Raw genomic sequence first — 15,012 nt, 5'->3', positions numbered from 1 at the left:
TTCAACAAGCGCAGGACATTCAGCCCGGCCAGCCGCGCGGCATCCTTGGTGGCTTGACGCTGAGCGTCATCGAAATAGGCAGGAACGGTAATCACCGCGCCAACCAGTTCGCCACCTAATGTCGCTTCAGCACGCTGACGCAGCACCTTTAGAATTTCAGCCGACACTTGCACAGGGCTTTTCGGGCCCTGGACGGTGTCGATAAAAGGCATGTGCGACTCACCACCGACGAAGTGGTAAGGCAACTGCTCGCCTAGCTGCTTCACGTCAGAAAGGCCACGGCCCATCAGTCGCTTGACTGACAGCACGGTATTGAGCGGGTCGAGTGCGGCGGCGTCTTTAGCGCTCTGCCCCACTTCAACCCGATCAGCGTGGTAGCGCACGGCGGACGGCAGGATGACTTGCCCTTGACCATCGGCCAGCGGCTCGGAAAGACCACTGCGCAATGCAGCGACCAGCGAATTTGTAGTGCCCAAGTCGATCCCAACCGCCAGACGACGCTGGTGGGGTTGAGGACTTTGGCCGGGTTCGGCGATCTGCAGTAGGGCCATGCTTATCAGAATTTCACAGGCGCGCAGCCAAAAGCTGCACGGGGTTAGTCGTCGAGGCGCTCTTCTAGCTGGCGCACTTCGTAGGTGAGCTTGTCGAGAAACTGCATACGTCGCATCAGGCGCTCGGCCTGCTCGCGTTGTGCAGCATCATCCCAACAGGCAGCGAAGCTTTCGTTCAGTTGATCCTGAGCGACCTTGAGCCGACGCTTGAATACCGCAACACCTGCCAAGTCGGCGTCATCCTGCAAATCCTCAAGCTCTTCGCGCCATTGCATCTGCTGCAAAAGAAACTCGGGGTCTTGCACGGTCACTTCCAACGGCATCTCATTGCCGCCCAACGTCAGCAAATAACGCGCCCGTTTAGGAGCGTTTTTTAGCGTTTGATAGGCTTCATTGAGACTGGCTGATTGCTCAACCGCCAGCCGCTGCTCACGCTCGGAAGCATCAGCAAAACGGTCTGGGTGTACGGTGCGCGCCAATTCACGGTAGCGCACGGCCAACTGATCGAGATCCAAGCAGAAACCAGGCTTGAGCTCGAATAAAGCGAAATGACAAGGAGTACCCACAATCAGCCTCAGATGTTGAAGCTTTCGCCGCAGCCACATTCACCGCGCGAGTTGGGATTGTTGAACTTGAATCCTTCGTTCAACCCTTCCTTGACGAAATCGAGTTCAGTGCCATCGAGATAAACCAGGCTTTTAGGGTCGATGATCACTTTAACGCCGTGCAATTCAAACACGGTGTCTTCACTGTCTGCCGCGTCGACGAATTCCAATACGTAAGCGAGACCTGAGCAGCCCGTGGTGCGAACACCCAGACGAACCCCGTCACCTTTACCGCGCCCATCAAGGGAGCGACGTACGTGTTTGGCGGCAGCTTCTGTCATGCTGATGGACATCGAAACTCCTTGCTTGAATCAAGCTTCGTTAAAGGCTCTTCCCTCAAAAGGGATTAGAGCAAGCCTTTCTTCTGCTTGTAATCGCGAACCGCCGCTTTGATAGCGTCTTCTGCGAGTACTGAGCAGTGAATTTTTACCGGCGGCAACGCCAGCTCTTCAGCCAGGTGAGTGTTGGTGATGGTCTCTGCTTCATCCAGAGTTTTGCCCTTCATCCACTCAGTAGCCAGCGAGCTGGAGGCGATAGCCGAACCGCAACCGTAAGTCTTGAACTTGGCGTCTTCAATGATGCCCTGTTCGTTGACCTTGATTTGCAGGCGCATTACGTCGCCGCAAGCCGGCGCGCCGACCATACCAGTACCAACATCTGGATCTTCCGCGTCCATCTTGCCGACGTTGCGCGGGTTCTCGTAGTGGTCAATGACCTTTTCGCTATATGCCATGGTAATTAATCCTCACTCATCAGAAAGTCGCTCTTTGCGGCGACTTGTCAGTGCGCAGCCCACTCGATCTTCGAGATGTCGACGCCGTCTTTAAACATGTCCCACAGCGGCGACAGAGCACGCAGCTTGGTAACGGCCTCACAGACTTTCTGCGCGGCGTAGTCAATTTCTTCTTCGGTGGTAAAGCGGCCGAAGGTAAAGCGAATCGAGCTGTGCGCCAATTCGTCATTGCGGCCCAAGGCGCGCAGTACGTAAGAAGGCTCAAGAGACGCCGAGGTGCAAGCGGAGCCGGACGAAACCGCCAGGTCCTTGAGCGCCATGATCAGCGACTCGCCTTCAACGTAGTTGAAGCTCAGGTTCAAGTTGTGCGGTACACGGGCAATCTGGCTACCGTTGACATACAGCTCTTCAAGGTGCTCGACCTGCTTGAAGAAGCGATCGCTCAAGGCTTTGATGCGAACGCTTTCAACGGCCATGTCTTCTTTGGCAACATGGAACGCTTCGCCCATACCAACGATCTGGTGAGTCGCCAGGGTACCGGAACGCATGCCACGTTCATGACCACCACCGTGCATGGCCGCTTCTAGGCGAACGCGCGGTTTGCGGCTCACGTAAAGTGCACCGATGCCTTTAGGGCCGTAGGTTTTGTGGGCAGAGAACGACATCAGATCAACCTTGAGGTTGGCCAGATCGATGTCGACTTTGCCAGTCGATTGCGCAGCATCAACGTGGAACAACACACCGCGTGAACGGGTCAGCTCACCGATCGCCGCGATGTCGTTGATGGTACCGATTTCGTTATTCACGTGCATGACCGATACCAGGATGGTGTCGTCACGCAACTCCGCTTCGATCATCTCAGGAGTGATCAGGCCGTCTGTGCGAGGCTCGATGTAGGTGACTTCGAAACCTTCACGCTCCAGTTGACGCATGGTGTCCAGGACCGCTTTGTGCTCGATCTTGGAGGTAATCAGGTGCTTGCCTTTGCTGGCATAAAAGTGAGCAACACCTTTGATCGCCAGGTTGTCGGACTCGGTGGCACCGGAGGTCCAGACGATTTCACGTGGATCGGCATTTACCAGATCAGCGACCTGACGACGTGCGTTCTCTACGGATTCTTCGGCTTTCCAGCCGAATACGTGGGAACGCGATGCCGGGTTACCGAAGTTACCGACAACCAGCAAGCATTCGCTCATTTTCTGCGCAACGCGCGGGTCGACTGGGGTAGTCGCGGAGTAATCGAGGTAAATCGGCAATTTCATTGAATATCTCCAATCAGGCAGGCGCGCCGCTTATGCATCTACGGTCATTCGACGGCGGACGTTTCAATCTTATCCAGCTGCGGTGTTCTGCACGCATTGCGACGCAGGTCCTGGCGTTGAGCGACTTCTTGTACCTCACGGCGAGTGACAAGGTCAGCCAGACTTATACCGCTAAGGAATTCGTGGATCTGTTGACTGAGGTCACACCACAAATGGTGGGTCAGACAGGTGTCACCGGCGTGGCAGTCACCCAGACCCTGACAACGTGTCGCATCAACCGATTCGTTAACCGCATCGATCACCTGCGCGACCTGAATGCCTTGCATGTCGCGGGACAGCTGGTAACCACCACCTGGGCCACGCACGCTCGACACCAGATTACTGCGACGCAGTTTGGCGAAAAGCTGTTCAAGATAGGACAGGGATATACCCTGCCGCTCTGAGATATCGGCCAGGGACACTGGCCCGCGCTGCGCATGTAACGCCAAGTCAAGCATGGCTGTTACAGCGTATCGGCCTTTTGTAGTCAGTCGCATGGCATGTACCACGGAGGTTCGGAATAGGAGCGATTATGCTATTCCCGAGTATTTAAGTCAACTATAAGACCTAGTAAATTAGTCGGGATTAGCGGCAAAACCGCGGCAGCATCATACCAAATGCTAAGGCGCATTGGCACGCGCCTTAGGTCAAAGGCGGCCTGTTAGCCTGCCTTGGTTTCACTGCAGTCTTTTACGCACTCGAACACTTCTTCGCGCAACGCTGGCAGCTCCTGGGCGCGGTAGTCGCTGCCAAGCTTATTGAGCGCTTCACCCATGCTTTCGAGCCGCGCATCGACCGCTTGAATGTGGTCGAGCAATTGTCCAATGGCCTTGGCGACCGGGTCCGGCATGTCTTCGCTGACCCCGTAGGCGTCAAAACCAAGCTTTTCGGCGATGGCTTTGCGTTTGGCTTCCACCTCATCGTCGGACTTGATGATGATTCGGCCCGGAATGCCCACGACTGTCGCACCCGCAGGCACTGCTTTAGTGACCACGGCATTGGAACCGACTTTGGCACCTGCACCTACGGTAAACGGCCCTAGCACCTTGGCGCCCGCCCCCACCACCACACCAGCCTCCAGGGTCGGATGACGCTTGCCCTTGTTCCAGCTGGTACCGCCGAGCGTGACGCCTTGATACAGCGTCACATCATCACCGATCTCAGCGGTTTCACCGATAACAATGCCCATGCCGTGATCTATAAAAAACCGTCGGCCGATGGTTGCGCCGGGATGGATCTCGATTCCGGTCATCCAGCGCCCAAAGTTCGAGACGACGCGAGCAGGCCATTTCCAGCCGAGATCCCATAAATAGCGCGAAAGCCGATGCAGCCAGATGGCGTGCATGCCGGGGTAGCAGGTCAACACTTCGAACGCGTTGCGTGCCGCCGGATCACGGTGGAATACGCTTTGAATATCTTCTCGCAGGCGCTCGAACATCATTGATCCTTCCGTTTATGGGGCTCGCCGCGGGCAACCTTCTGAGTCTCAGTCAGGATGCCGCGCAAAATATTCATTTCCGAACGATACACCGGACTGCGCCCAAACAGACGTCGCATGCGCGCCATCAAGTGACGCGGATTTTCCGGATCAAGAAATCCGATAGCGACCAAGGTTGCTTCGAGATGACCATAGAACAGCTCCATCTCATCCATCGTCACCGGCTCCGAGCTGCGCGTGGAGGTCACTTCGACCTTCTCGACCTTTGTCGGCTGGCCTTGAGCTGCTAGCCATGACATCCGCACTTCGTAGCAGAGCACCTGCACCGCAGCCCCGAGATTCAGCGAACTGAAGTCGGGGTCGGACGGGATGTGCACGTGATAGTGACAGCGCTGCAACTCTTCGTTAGTCAGGCCGGCATACTCACGACCAAACACCAAGGCAATCTCTGCGCCTTGAGCGGCCTGCTCGGCCGCCATGACTCCGCATTCACGCGGGTCAAGCAGCGGCCATGGGATCCGTCGATCACGGGCACTGGTGCCGAGCACCAGATTGCAGCCGACCAAGGCCTCTTCCAGCGTCGCCACCACATGGGCATTCGCGAGAATATCGCTGGCACCTGACGCACGCGCCTCGGCCTCGTGGGACGGGAAATCCAGAGGATCAACCAGCACCAAGCGCGAAATGCCCATGTTTTTCATGGCACGCGCAGCTCCGCCGATATTACCGGGGTGACTGGTCCCGACCAGGACAACACGAATATTTTGCAGCAATGCAAGCTCTCACAGACTGGAGAAAGGGGAGCAAATCTTACAGAACCGACTCGATTAACGCTATGGACGCTATGCGCGCTGGAAATAATTGGTCGCTGCCCCTACAATGTTCGGCTTTCTTTAACGACCTAGGTGAAACGTCCATGCAGCCCATGCTGAATATCGCGCTGCGCGCCGCCCGCAGCGCCAGTGAATTGATTTTCCGCTCCATCGAGCGCTTGGATACCATCAAGGTTGACGAAAAAGAAGCGAAAGATTACGTCACTGAAATCGATCGCGCTGCCGAGCACAGCATCATTACTGCCCTGCGCAAAGCCTATCCGACCCACGGCATCCTTGGCGAAGAAAGCGGCCTGCATGAAGGCAGCGGCGATGGTACCGAGTACCTGTGGATCATCGACCCACTAGACGGCACCACCAACTTCGTCCGCGGCGTGCCGCACTTCGCTGTCAGCATCGCCTGCAAATACCGCGGTCGCCTTGAGCACGCAGTGGTTCTGGACCCGGTTCGCCAGGAAGAATTCACCGCCAGCCGTGGCCGTGGCGCCGCCCTCAATGGTCGTCGTCTGCGCGTCAGCCAGCGTAAAAGCCTTGAAGGCGCGCTGCTCGGCACTGGCTTCCCGTTCCGCGACGGTCAAATGGACAACCTGGAAAACTACCTGGGCATGTTCCGCAGCCTGGTTGGCCAAACTGCCGGCATCCGTCGCGCAGGTGCTGCCAGCCTCGACCTCGCGTATGTTGCAGCCGGTCGTTTCGACGCGTTCTGGGAATCAGGCTTGTCCGAGTGGGACATGGCTGCAGGTGCTCTGCTGATCCAAGAAGCAGGCGGCCTGGTGAGCGACTTCACAGGCGGTCACGACTTCCTGGAGAAAGGCCACATCGTTGCCGGCAACACCAAATGCTTCAAAGCCGTGCTGACGTCGATCGCACCACACTTGCCTGCCGCGCTGAAACGCTAAGTTTTACGCTGCACCAAGCTGCACCTTAAAAGAACCGGCGCTTGCCGGTTTTTTTGTGCCTGGCGAAGATTGGGGTCTGTGGGACCGAATTCATTCGGGAATAGATTTCAAACCCGGCATCACTGTTGACAGGCACAACGCCTTCCCGAATGAATTCGGTCCCACAGTTTGATTCAGAGGTATTTGCACAAAAACCAAAAAAAGCACCCGAAGGTGCTTTTTCGTTAACTAACCACTTATTGCTGGGTAGTTTGTTGCGCTGGAGCATCTTGGCCCAAGACCAGTTGGCCTTGTTTGTTGACCGGAATTTGATTGCCCGGATCACGGTCCATACGAACCTGACCCACTTTACCGCCCAACTGATACTTCACGTCATAACCCACGACCTTGTCGCTGATGTCATTGACGGTGTTACACCGCGTTTGATTGGTGGTGTAAGTATCGCGATCCTGCATGCCGGCCTGAACTCGGTTGCCAGCGTATCCGCCACCCGCCGCACCGGCGACCGTAGCAAGAGTTTTACCTTTACCGCCGCCTACCTGGTTACCGAGCAGACCACCGGCTACAGCACCTAATACGCTACCCAATATCTGATGCTGGTCCTTGACCGGCGCCTGACGGGTAACTGCAACTTCCTTGCAGACCTCACGAGGCGTTTTTACCTGTTCTTTGATGGGTTGAACACCCAACACATCTGCATATTCAGGTCCGCTTTTAACCAAGCTATAGGTGGCGAATGCACCTCCGGCAGTTACGGCAACAGCGCCCAATACCGTACCGACAAGCATCGACTTATTCACTTGAACCTCCTGGCATTCACTGCGCGGTATCCATTGCGGAAAAGTCCCACGCTACTCCCAGCCTTGGAGTACAAAAAAGGGCGTGAGTTCAACACTCACGCCCTTTCGGTTAAATCAGCTGCCTCTACGGGCGATCATCAACCTTGTCAGCAACTACCGGCGGAATCAGGTCATCGGTAGTAAGGTTCAGCCAAATCAGCACTACGTTGGCGATATAGATAGACGAATACGTACCCGCCAATACACCAATGAACAGTGCGACGGAGAAACCGTGCAAGCTGTCGCCGCCAAATACCCACAACGCAACGATCGCCAGCAACGTCGAGATCGAAGTAGCCATAGTCCGCAGCAGTGTCTGCGTCGTAGAGATGTTGATGTTCTCAATCAACGTCGCTTTACGCAGAATTCGGAAGTTTTCCCGAACCCGGTCGAATACCACAATAGTGTCGTTCAGTGAGTAGCCGATGATTGCCAGCACAGCAGCAAGCACCGTCAGGTCAAACGTGACCTGGAAGAACGAGAGGATACCCACGGTAACCACCACGTCGTGAATCAACGAGACGATGGCGCCGACGGCAAACTTCCACTGGAAGCGGAACGCCAGGTAGATCAGAACGCCGCCCAAGGCCATCAGCATGCCGAGGCCGCCTTGGTCGCGCAGCTCTTCACCCACCTGAGGACCGACAAACTCTACGCGCTTGACGGTAACTGGGTTATCAGCCCCGGTCTGGCGCAGCACTGCGGCAACCTGAGTACCCAACTGCGGGTCTTCGCCAGGCATACGCACCAGCAAATCGGTGGTTGCGCCAAAGCTTTGGACGATCGCTTCGTGATAACCCGCATCAACCAACTCTTTACGCACTTTCGGCAGGTCTGCCGCGTGCTCGTAAGTCAGTTCAATGAGCGTACCGCCCGTAAAGTCCAAACCGTAGTTCAAGCCTTTATGGAAGCAACTGAACAATGCCAGCGCCGTAAGGAACATGGTGATAGCGAACGCAATATTGCGAACGCCCATAAAGTTAATGGTACGTAACATGGCAGCCCCTTAAATCCACAACTTCTTGAAGTCACGTCCGCCAAAGATCAGGTTGACCATTGCGCGGGTCACCATGATGGCCGTGAACATCGAGGTAAAGATCCCGAGCGACATAGTCACCGCAAAGCCTTTGACCGGGCCGGTGCCCATCGCAAAGAGAATGCCGCCAACCAGCAACGTTGTCAGGTTGGCATCGAGGATCGCAGTGAATGCACGGCCGAAGCCTTCGCTGATAGCACGCTGTATGGTCATGCCTGCGGCAATCTCTTCACGTATCCGCGAGAAGATCAGCACGTTGGCGTCGACCGCCATCCCCATGGTCAGCACGATACCGGCAATACCTGGGAGGGTCAGCGTCGCACCCAGCAAGGACATCAACGCCAGCAGCAGGACCATGTTCACGGCCAGTGCGACGGTGGCAATCAAACCGAAGAAACGGTAGATCGCCATGATGAACAGCGACACAAACAGCATGCCCCACAGCGACGCATGGATACCCTTGGTGATGTTGTCTGCGCCCAGGCTCGGACCAATGGTCCGTTCTTCAGCGAAGTACATCGGTGCAGCCAGACCACCAGCACGCAGCAGCAATGCCAGCTCGGAAGCTTCACCCTGACCGTTCAGGCCAGTGATACGGAACTGACTGCCCAGCGGCGACTGGATAGTCGCCAGGCTGATGATTTTCTTCTCTTCCTTGAAGGTCTGAACCGGCACGTCTTTTTCGACGCCATCGACCATCTGCTTGGTGTAAGTCGTCGTAGGCTTCTGCTCGATGAAGATCACAGCCATGCTGCGACCGACGTTGCTGCGCGTAGAACGACTCATCAAGTCACCGCCGTGACCATCAAGCTTGATGTTCACTTGCGGGCGACCGTGTTCGTCGAAGCCAGCCTTGGCGTCAGTCACCTGATCACCGGTGATGATTAGGCCACGCTCAACTGGCGCCGCAGGGCGACCGCCCTCACGGAACTCAAACATCTCGGTAGTGGCTTTCGAATCGTCGGGACCTGCGCCCAAACGGAACTCAAGGTTGGCCGTTTTGCCCAGAATACGCTTGGCTTCAGCGGTGTCTTGCACGCCCGGCAGCTCAACCACAATACGGTTGGCGCCCTGACGCTGAACCAGCGGTTCGGCAACACCCAGTTCGTTGACTCGGTTACGCACCGTGGTCAAGTTCTGCTTGATCGAGTATTCACGAATCTCGGCAATTTTTGCCGGAGTCATGGCCAGACGCAGTACGAATTGATCGCCGCGTTCGCTGGTGGTCACGGTGAAATCGTTGTTGTTCTTGCGAATCAGTGTGCTGGCTTGCGTGCGAGTATCGGCATCAGCAAAACCAAGCATGATTCCATTGTCTACCTGCGGCAGGCTGCGATAACGCAAACGCTCTTTGCGCAACAAGGTTTTGACTTCGCCGTCATACACTTTCAGACGCGCATCCAGCGCCTTGTCCATGTCGACTTCCAGCAGGAAGTGCACGCCACCGGACAAGTCGAGACCCATTTTCATCGGGCTTGCACCCACGCCACGCAACCATTTTGGCGTCGTCCGAGCCAGGTTCAGTGCAACAACATAGTCATCGCCCAACGCCTTGCGCACGACATCCTTGGCTGGCAGTTGGTCTTCTTGCTTGCTCAGACGTAACAAACCGCCCTTGCCATTCTCAGCCAGAGAGGCGCCTTTGACCGCAATACCCGCATCGGTAAGCGCTTTGCTCACGCGGTCCAGGTCAGCCTGGTTAACCTGCAACGCAGTGCTCGCGCCGCTGATCTGAATGGCCGGATCATCAGGGTAGAGATTGGGTGCGGAATAAATAAAACCGATCGCCAGCACCGCCAGGATCAGTACGTATTTCCACAGAGGGTATTTGTTCAGCATCACGCCGCCCGCTTATAACGCGGGGCGCCTTGCGCGCCCCGTCGATTGGTAAAAGACTGAATCTTAGATCGCTTTCAAGGTGCCTTTAGGCAACGTGGCGGCGATGGCGCCCTTCTGGATTTTCAATTCAACGGTGTCGGAAACTTCAATAACCACGAAGTCGTCGGTCACTTTGTTGATCTTGCCGGCAATACCACCAGATGTAACGACTTCGTCGCCTTTCTGCAGATTACCCAGCAGGTTTTTTTGTTCTTTAGCGCGCTTGGACTGTGGACGCCAGATCATCAGATAGAAGATGACCAGAAAGCCGACCAGAAAAATCCACTCAAAGCCCGAACCAGCAGGACCAGCGGCAGCTCCAGCGTCCGCGAAAGCGGCAGGGATAAAAAAGCTCATTTAGCACTCCAATTGCAAAATTTTGATAAAACGGCAAAAACCCAGTAACTCAATCAGTCCAACGGCGGCGTTGGCAGCCCGCGTTTGGCATAGAAGGCATCAACAAAGGCGGCCAATGTACCCTGTTGAATAGCCTCGCGCAAACCAGCCATAAGTACCTGGTAATGCCGCAAGTTATGAATGGTATTAAGCATACTTCCCAGCATTTCTCCGCACTTATCCAAGTGATGCAAATAGGCACGCGAGAAGTTCTGACAGGTGTAGCAGTCGCACGTCGGATCCAGTGACGAATCGTCATGACGATGAAACGCGTTGCGGATTTTCAGCACACCGGTATCGATGAACAAATGGCCGTTGCGTGCGTTGCGGGTAGGCATCACGCAATCGAACATATCAATACCGCGGCGCACACCTTCAACCAAGTCTTCTGGCTTGCCCACGCCCATAAGGTAACGAGGTTTGTCAGCCGGCATCAGGCCTGGCAGGTAATCCAGTACCTTGATCATCTCGTGCTTGGGCTCACCCACCGACAGGCCACCAATGGCCAAGCCGTCGAAACCGATCTCGTCCAGACCTTCAAGCGAACGCATGCGCAAATCCTGGTGCATGCCGCCTTGAACAATGCCGAACAGCGCAGCAGTGTTGTCGCCATGGGCGATTTTCGAGCGCTTGGCCCAACGCAATGACAACTCCATGGAGACCCGCGCAACATCTTCGTCGGCCGGGTATGGCGTGCATTCGTCGAAGATCATCACGACGTCGGAGCCCAGGTCACGCTGGACCTGCATCGACTCTTCCGGCCCCATGAACACTTTGGCGCCGTCGACCGGAGAGGCAAACGTCACGCCCTCCTCCTTGATCTTGCGCATGGCACCCAGGCTGAACACCTGAAAACCACCGGAGTCGGTCAGGATCGGGCCGCTCCACTGCATGAAGTCGTGCAAGTCGCCATGGCGCTTGATCACTTCAGTACCTGGGCGCAGCCACAGGTGGAAAGTATTACCCAGAATCATCTGCGCGCCAGTGGCGATGATGTCCCGTGGCAGCATGCCTTTCACCGTGCCGTAAGTGCCGACCGGCATGAACGCAGGGGTTTCAACTACGCCACGCGGGAAGGTAATGCGACCGCGACGTGCTTTGCCGTCAGTGGCCAGCAACTCAAACGACATACGACTGGTGCGACTCATGCTTGATCCTCTGTGGCCGGATCCTTTGGACCGGTCGGCGCGGGATTACGCGTAATGAACATCGCATCCCCGTAACTAAAGAAGCGGTACCCATGCTCCACCGCCGCCGCATAGGCAGCCATGGCTTCGGGGTAACCGGCGAATGCCGAAACCAGCATCAACAGCGTGGACTCCGGCAAATGAAAGTTGGTAACCAAGGCATCGACCACGTGAAACGGCCGGCCAGGGTAGATAAAGATGTCGGTGTCACCGCTGAACGGTTTCAACACCCCATCACGCGCCGCGCTTTCAAGCGAACGCACGCTGGTGGTACCCACGGCAATCACGCGACCGCCGCGCAAGCGACAGGCTGCCACGGCATCCACCACTTCCTGGCTGACTTCCAGCCATTCGTTATGCATGTGGTGGTCTTCGATACGCTCCACCCGCACCGGCTGGAACGTACCCGCACCCACGTGCAAGGTGACGAACGCGGTCGAAACGCCCTTCTCGGCAATGGCATCCATCAACGGCTGATCGAAATGCAGCCCGGCCGTCGGTGCAGCCACCGCGCCAGCACGCTGGGCATAAACAGTCTGGTAACGCTCGCGGTCGGCGTCGTCATCCGGACGGTCTATATAAGGGGGCAACGGCATGTGCCCGACCCGATCCAGCAACGGCAGCACTTCTTCAGCAAAACGCAGCTCGAACAACGTGTCGTGCCGCGCCAGCATCTCAGCCTCGCCGCCACCGTCGATCAAAATCGTCGAGCCCGGCTTCGGCGACTTGCTGGAGCGCACATGGGCCAACACCCGATGACTGTCCAGCACGCGCTCGATCAGAATCTCCAGCTTGCCGCCAGACGCCTTCTGTCCGAACAACCGCGCCGGAATCACCCGGGTATTGTTGAACACCATTAAGTCACCGGGGCGCAAATGCTCCAGCAAATCAGTAAATTGTCGATGAGCCAGCGCGCCGCTAACCCCGTCCAGGGTCAACAAACGACTGCCATTACGCTGCGCCAAAGGATGGCGAGCGATCAATGAATCCGGGAGCTCGAAGGTAAAGTCAGCGACGCGCATGATGGGGTTCGTTTAGCAGGGCCGTAAAGTCTAGCGGAAATAGTTAAAATTCACCACGAAACAGTTGTTGACCAACGGTAACCTCATCTCTATACTCCGCCGCCAACAAGCCCTGATGGCGGAATCGGTAGACGCGGCGGATTCAAAATCCGTTTTCGAAAGGAGTGGGAGTTCGAGTCTCCCTCGGGGCACCAAATAGCAGGAAGTACAGGTCTCTACCGGCTTGTATTAGATACACAAGAAGCCCGCGAAAGCGGGCTTTTTTGTGTGCGCGATTTGCTTGTCACTTGCTCCGGCGACACCAAAAAAATGGCCTCATTTTATTGGCTCAATGCATAGGGAGATGCAGCGTTTTTTAGGAAGCCGTCTACTCTTACGAGTAGCTCAGATGGCCCATGGAGAACAAGATGGCGACAACCATCCGTGTAATTCCAGGTCGTCCGGGGTTTGGCGCCTTGCTTTGGTGGTTCCAAGGCTCCTCGGAAACCTCGGGCGACTACTTCTTCGAACTGAACGGCCAAACCCTGCCGCAACGGCAAGCGACTGTGGTGCCCGTTTGGAACCCTTTATATTTAATCACCGGCAGGCCGGCTGAGAACAACAAGCCATCAAAAGACCGGACGCTCTCAGACCTGTTACATGGCAGAGTAGATGCTGCCTATAGCCCAATCGGAGGGGGCATAATTAAATCAAACCCGAGCACTACGGTTAATCAACTTAGAAAATATTCTCGGTGCTACTCAATTATATCCCTCTTAGTAAACAACCTACTCGTATAACTGCGGAGCAAACAATGGACACGCACCCGCTAAGCATCGACCCCCTGTGGCAGCGGCGAATCTGGAGCGGCGTAACCATTGGCCTAGGTATCGCGGGTGGGCTGCTTATCTTACTGGTGGCGTACTCGATTTATCGCACTAGCGGGATCGTGGACAGTAAAAAAGATGCAGACCTAGTTTTTACCTTTTCCGGACTTGCGCTGATCAACTCGACACTTTTACGGCTGCTCGCGATGTTAATTGGTGCTGGCGTTATATTTGGGGGGCTAGCCGTTTCATTCTTCACTCACTCCACGCCCAATCAAGCCAGAGGCGGAGTTAAAAGTGAGTTGGGCAGTGTCTCTGCCATGCTGGCGAGCCATTCGCCAGGGCTCATCGGGGTGTTTATTGGAGGGGTTATCATCGTGGCCGCTTTGTACGCCCGTTCGACCCAAACGTACAGTTCGCCATCGCAAACCTCGGTGACGCTTCCGCCCTCTATCGCTCAAACTGGTAACGAAACAAGTGACTCGCTCCCCGAGCTAAAAAAGCTTATCGGCGACACAAAGCAGGCTGAAAAAGTAAAATCTGCAGGGGAGTAATGACTATGAACAGCATATTCACACTCTTATTCATCATGGGCACTCTTGCCATGGTGACGACCGCCAGCGCCGAAGACAACGTGCGGACGGCAGGTATGGATTGCGACATGGCAACCACGATTGCCGGCAAGTCATATGAGCGGACTAGACATGCTCTGGATGCACATGACAAAAATGCTGCCATCATGTACAGCAAGGGCTTTTGGGACGTTTATAGTTTGATCCCCGGCTGCCCAGCCCTGACTAAAATCGCCGATGCCCTTAAGGTGGTCCAAATAATCGAAACGACAGAGCCGGTGCCCCCTTCGGCGGATAAGAAATCCGGCTATTCTTTCGCAAGCACGTTTGACATGAGCGACTTCGTTTTCCCTGAGACGTGTAAGGAGGGTGGTTGTAAAATCCTTGTGACCACTCCCGGACAGGGAACTACCACCAGCTTCGTGCCCCCCAAAGCCTATCTTTTTGATAAAAATACAACTATGGAGCTCAAGATAATCAACAAGGCCGCGCTGAACAATAATGAACCGCAACTCAAATAGAATATATTGGCCAACAACGTTTGCGGAATTTCAATAGCGTCTCGAATCCCCTACACGAGGAGTTCCGCCTACAGTCAACATCTAAGTTGAAGTTTTAGCGCGTAACTGCGGGACCTTACGTAGTGCAGAGCTTGGCAGCCGCCGGTATCTGCGCAAGAGGAACTCATTAGCATTTGCAAAGATAAAAGCTATTGAGTGCCCCGAAAAACGCCATGAAACCTACGTGCCATATAGACAGCGTGTGTCTCCCTCGCAGCACCATATAGCAGGAAGTACGACTCTCTACCGACCTGTAGAAACGAAGAAACTGGCACGGCGATCCAAATCCGGGTAGCCCTCCTCGCCTAACCACCATCAGCCCCTACGCCGTCCCACCCAACCCAAGACCCCCCCCC

The 15,012-nt window shown here is 55.6% G+C and carries 17 protein-coding genes and 1 tRNA gene; 4 read left to right on the top strand and 14 right to left on the bottom strand.

Annotated elements, in window-relative coordinates; translation table 11 throughout:
* The 8 genes from M0974_RS04170 to trmJ all read right to left on the bottom strand — a co-directional run.
* A partial coding sequence (locus tag M0974_RS04170) for an Hsp70 family protein (protein WP_297833151.1) occupies positions 1 to 551 on the bottom strand: 551 nt, incomplete at its 3' end.
* 44 nt (positions 552 to 595) lie between these two features.
* Positions 596 to 1,117 carry a co-chaperone HscB gene (gene hscB / locus M0974_RS04165; protein WP_297833149.1) on the bottom strand — a complete coding sequence of 174 codons (522 nt, stop codon included), beginning with the start codon at positions 1,115 to 1,117 and terminating at the stop codon, positions 596 to 598.
* An 8-nt stretch (positions 1,118 to 1,125) separates the two neighbouring features.
* A complete protein-coding gene (iscA, locus tag M0974_RS04160; RefSeq protein WP_297833147.1) occupies positions 1,126 to 1,449 on the bottom strand; it encodes an iron-sulfur cluster assembly protein IscA in 324 nt (107 codons plus the stop codon).
* Positions 1,450 to 1,502: 53 nt separating this feature from the next.
* Positions 1,503 to 1,889, bottom strand: coding sequence for a Fe-S cluster assembly scaffold IscU (gene iscU, locus M0974_RS04155; protein WP_297833145.1), 387 nt, complete (start codon positions 1,887 to 1,889; stop codon positions 1,503 to 1,505).
* A gap of 47 nt (positions 1,890 to 1,936) precedes the next feature.
* Positions 1,937 to 3,151, bottom strand: coding sequence for an IscS subfamily cysteine desulfurase (locus M0974_RS04150; RefSeq protein ID WP_297833143.1), 1,215 nt, complete (start codon positions 3,149 to 3,151; stop codon positions 1,937 to 1,939).
* A 44-nt stretch (positions 3,152 to 3,195) separates the two neighbouring features.
* The gene (gene iscR, locus M0974_RS04145; protein ID WP_297833141.1) at positions 3,196 to 3,687 is read right to left on the bottom strand and encodes a Fe-S cluster assembly transcriptional regulator IscR; all 492 of its coding nucleotides are present in this window, start codon (positions 3,685 to 3,687) and stop codon (positions 3,196 to 3,198) included.
* A gap of 164 nt (positions 3,688 to 3,851) precedes the next feature.
* Positions 3,852 to 4,628, bottom strand: coding sequence for a serine O-acetyltransferase (cysE, locus tag M0974_RS04140; RefSeq protein WP_297833155.1), 777 nt, complete (start codon positions 4,626 to 4,628; stop codon positions 3,852 to 3,854).
* Entirely contained in the window at positions 4,628 to 5,401 is a 774-nt protein-coding gene (trmJ, locus tag M0974_RS04135; protein WP_297833139.1) for a tRNA (cytosine(32)/uridine(32)-2'-O)-methyltransferase TrmJ, read from the bottom strand. The genes cysE and trmJ overlap by 1 nt, the downstream gene beginning before the upstream one ends.
* A gap of 143 nt (positions 5,402 to 5,544) precedes the next feature.
* Between trmJ and suhB the strand changes: the two genes are divergently transcribed.
* Entirely contained in the window at positions 5,545 to 6,360 is an 816-nt protein-coding gene (gene suhB, locus M0974_RS04130) for an inositol-phosphate phosphatase (RefSeq protein ID WP_297833137.1), read from the top strand.
* Between the two features lie 236 nt (positions 6,361 to 6,596).
* Here suhB and M0974_RS04125 read toward each other — a convergent pair whose 3' ends face one another.
* The 6 genes from M0974_RS04125 to queA all read right to left on the bottom strand — a co-directional run bounded on the left by M0974_RS04125 (position 6,597) and on the right by queA (position 12,718).
* Positions 6,597 to 7,160, bottom strand: coding sequence for a glycine zipper 2TM domain-containing protein (locus M0974_RS04125; protein ID WP_297833135.1), 564 nt, complete (start codon positions 7,158 to 7,160; stop codon positions 6,597 to 6,599).
* A gap of 124 nt (positions 7,161 to 7,284) precedes the next feature.
* The gene (gene secF / locus M0974_RS04120) at positions 7,285 to 8,196 is read right to left on the bottom strand and encodes a protein translocase subunit SecF (RefSeq protein ID WP_297833133.1); all 912 of its coding nucleotides are present in this window, start codon (positions 8,194 to 8,196) and stop codon (positions 7,285 to 7,287) included.
* A gap of 9 nt (positions 8,197 to 8,205) precedes the next feature.
* A complete protein-coding gene (gene secD / locus M0974_RS04115; RefSeq protein WP_297833131.1) occupies positions 8,206 to 10,074 on the bottom strand; it encodes a protein translocase subunit SecD in 1,869 nt (622 codons plus the stop codon).
* Positions 10,075 to 10,137: 63 nt separating this feature from the next.
* Positions 10,138 to 10,470 carry a preprotein translocase subunit YajC gene (yajC, locus tag M0974_RS04110; RefSeq protein WP_297833129.1) on the bottom strand — a complete coding sequence of 111 codons (333 nt, stop codon included), beginning with the start codon at positions 10,468 to 10,470 and terminating at the stop codon, positions 10,138 to 10,140.
* A gap of 53 nt (positions 10,471 to 10,523) precedes the next feature.
* Positions 10,524 to 11,639 carry a tRNA guanosine(34) transglycosylase Tgt gene (gene tgt, locus M0974_RS04105; RefSeq protein ID WP_297833153.1) on the bottom strand — a complete coding sequence of 372 codons (1,116 nt, stop codon included), beginning with the start codon at positions 11,637 to 11,639 and terminating at the stop codon, positions 10,524 to 10,526.
* Between the two features lie 14 nt (positions 11,640 to 11,653).
* Positions 11,654 to 12,718 (bottom strand): tRNA preQ1(34) S-adenosylmethionine ribosyltransferase-isomerase QueA, encoded by a 1,065-nt coding sequence (gene queA / locus M0974_RS04100; protein WP_297833127.1) that lies wholly within the window; start codon positions 12,716 to 12,718, stop codon positions 11,654 to 11,656.
* A 109-nt stretch (positions 12,719 to 12,827) separates the two neighbouring features.
* Between queA and M0974_RS04095 the strand changes: the two genes are divergently transcribed.
* The 3 genes from M0974_RS04095 to M0974_RS04085 all read left to right on the top strand — a co-directional run bounded on the left by M0974_RS04095 (position 12,828) and on the right by M0974_RS04085 (position 14,617).
* Positions 12,828 to 12,912: transfer RNA gene (locus tag M0974_RS04095), tRNA-Leu, on the top strand.
* A 599-nt stretch (positions 12,913 to 13,511) separates the two neighbouring features.
* Positions 13,512 to 14,078, top strand: a complete 567-nt coding sequence (locus tag M0974_RS04090) for a hypothetical protein (protein ID WP_297833125.1) — start codon at positions 13,512 to 13,514, stop codon at positions 14,076 to 14,078.
* 5 nt (positions 14,079 to 14,083) lie between these two features.
* The gene (locus tag M0974_RS04085) at positions 14,084 to 14,617 is read left to right on the top strand and encodes a hypothetical protein (protein WP_297833123.1); all 534 of its coding nucleotides are present in this window, start codon (positions 14,084 to 14,086) and stop codon (positions 14,615 to 14,617) included.
* Positions 14,618 to 15,012: the final 395 nt, after the last annotated feature.

This window comes from Pseudomonas sp. (assembly GCF_026224925.1).
Taxonomy (GTDB): Bacteria; Pseudomonadota; Gammaproteobacteria; order Pseudomonadales; family Pseudomonadaceae; genus Aquipseudomonas.
This window is presented reverse-complemented; position numbering and strand designations above follow the sequence as displayed.

Excerpts from the sequence above, each read along its gene's own strand:
- tgt (WP_297833153.1), bottom strand. The coding sequence starts at position 11,639 with ATGTCGTTTGAGTTGCTGGCCACTGACGGCAAAGCACGTCGCGGTCGC.
- cysE (WP_297833155.1), bottom strand. The coding sequence starts at position 4,628 with ATGTTCGAGCGCCTGCGAGAAGATATTCAAAGCGTATTCCACCGTGAT.
- M0974_RS04085 (WP_297833123.1), top strand. The coding sequence starts at position 14,084 with ATGAACAGCATATTCACACTCTTATTCATCATGGGCACTCTTGCCATG.
- yajC (WP_297833129.1), bottom strand. The coding sequence starts at position 10,470 with ATGAGCTTTTTTATCCCTGCCGCTTTCGCGGACGCTGGAGCTGCCGCT.
- M0974_RS04090 (WP_297833125.1), top strand. The coding sequence starts at position 13,512 with ATGGACACGCACCCGCTAAGCATCGACCCCCTGTGGCAGCGGCGAATC.
- secD (WP_297833131.1), bottom strand. The coding sequence starts at position 10,074 with ATGCTGAACAAATACCCTCTGTGGAAATACGTACTGATCCTGGCGGTG.
- suhB (WP_297833137.1), top strand. The coding sequence starts at position 5,545 with ATGCAGCCCATGCTGAATATCGCGCTGCGCGCCGCCCGCAGCGCCAGT.
- secF (WP_297833133.1), bottom strand. The coding sequence starts at position 8,196 with ATGTTACGTACCATTAACTTTATGGGCGTTCGCAATATTGCGTTCGCT.
- M0974_RS04150 (WP_297833143.1), bottom strand. The coding sequence starts at position 3,151 with ATGAAATTGCCGATTTACCTCGATTACTCCGCGACTACCCCAGTCGAC.
- iscR (WP_297833141.1), bottom strand. The coding sequence starts at position 3,687 with ATGCGACTGACTACAAAAGGCCGATACGCTGTAACAGCCATGCTTGAC.
- iscU (WP_297833145.1), bottom strand. The coding sequence starts at position 1,889 with ATGGCATATAGCGAAAAGGTCATTGACCACTACGAGAACCCGCGCAAC.
- queA (WP_297833127.1), bottom strand. The coding sequence starts at position 12,718 with ATGCGCGTCGCTGACTTTACCTTCGAGCTCCCGGATTCATTGATCGCT.
- iscA (WP_297833147.1), bottom strand. The coding sequence starts at position 1,449 with ATGTCCATCAGCATGACAGAAGCTGCCGCCAAACACGTACGTCGCTCC.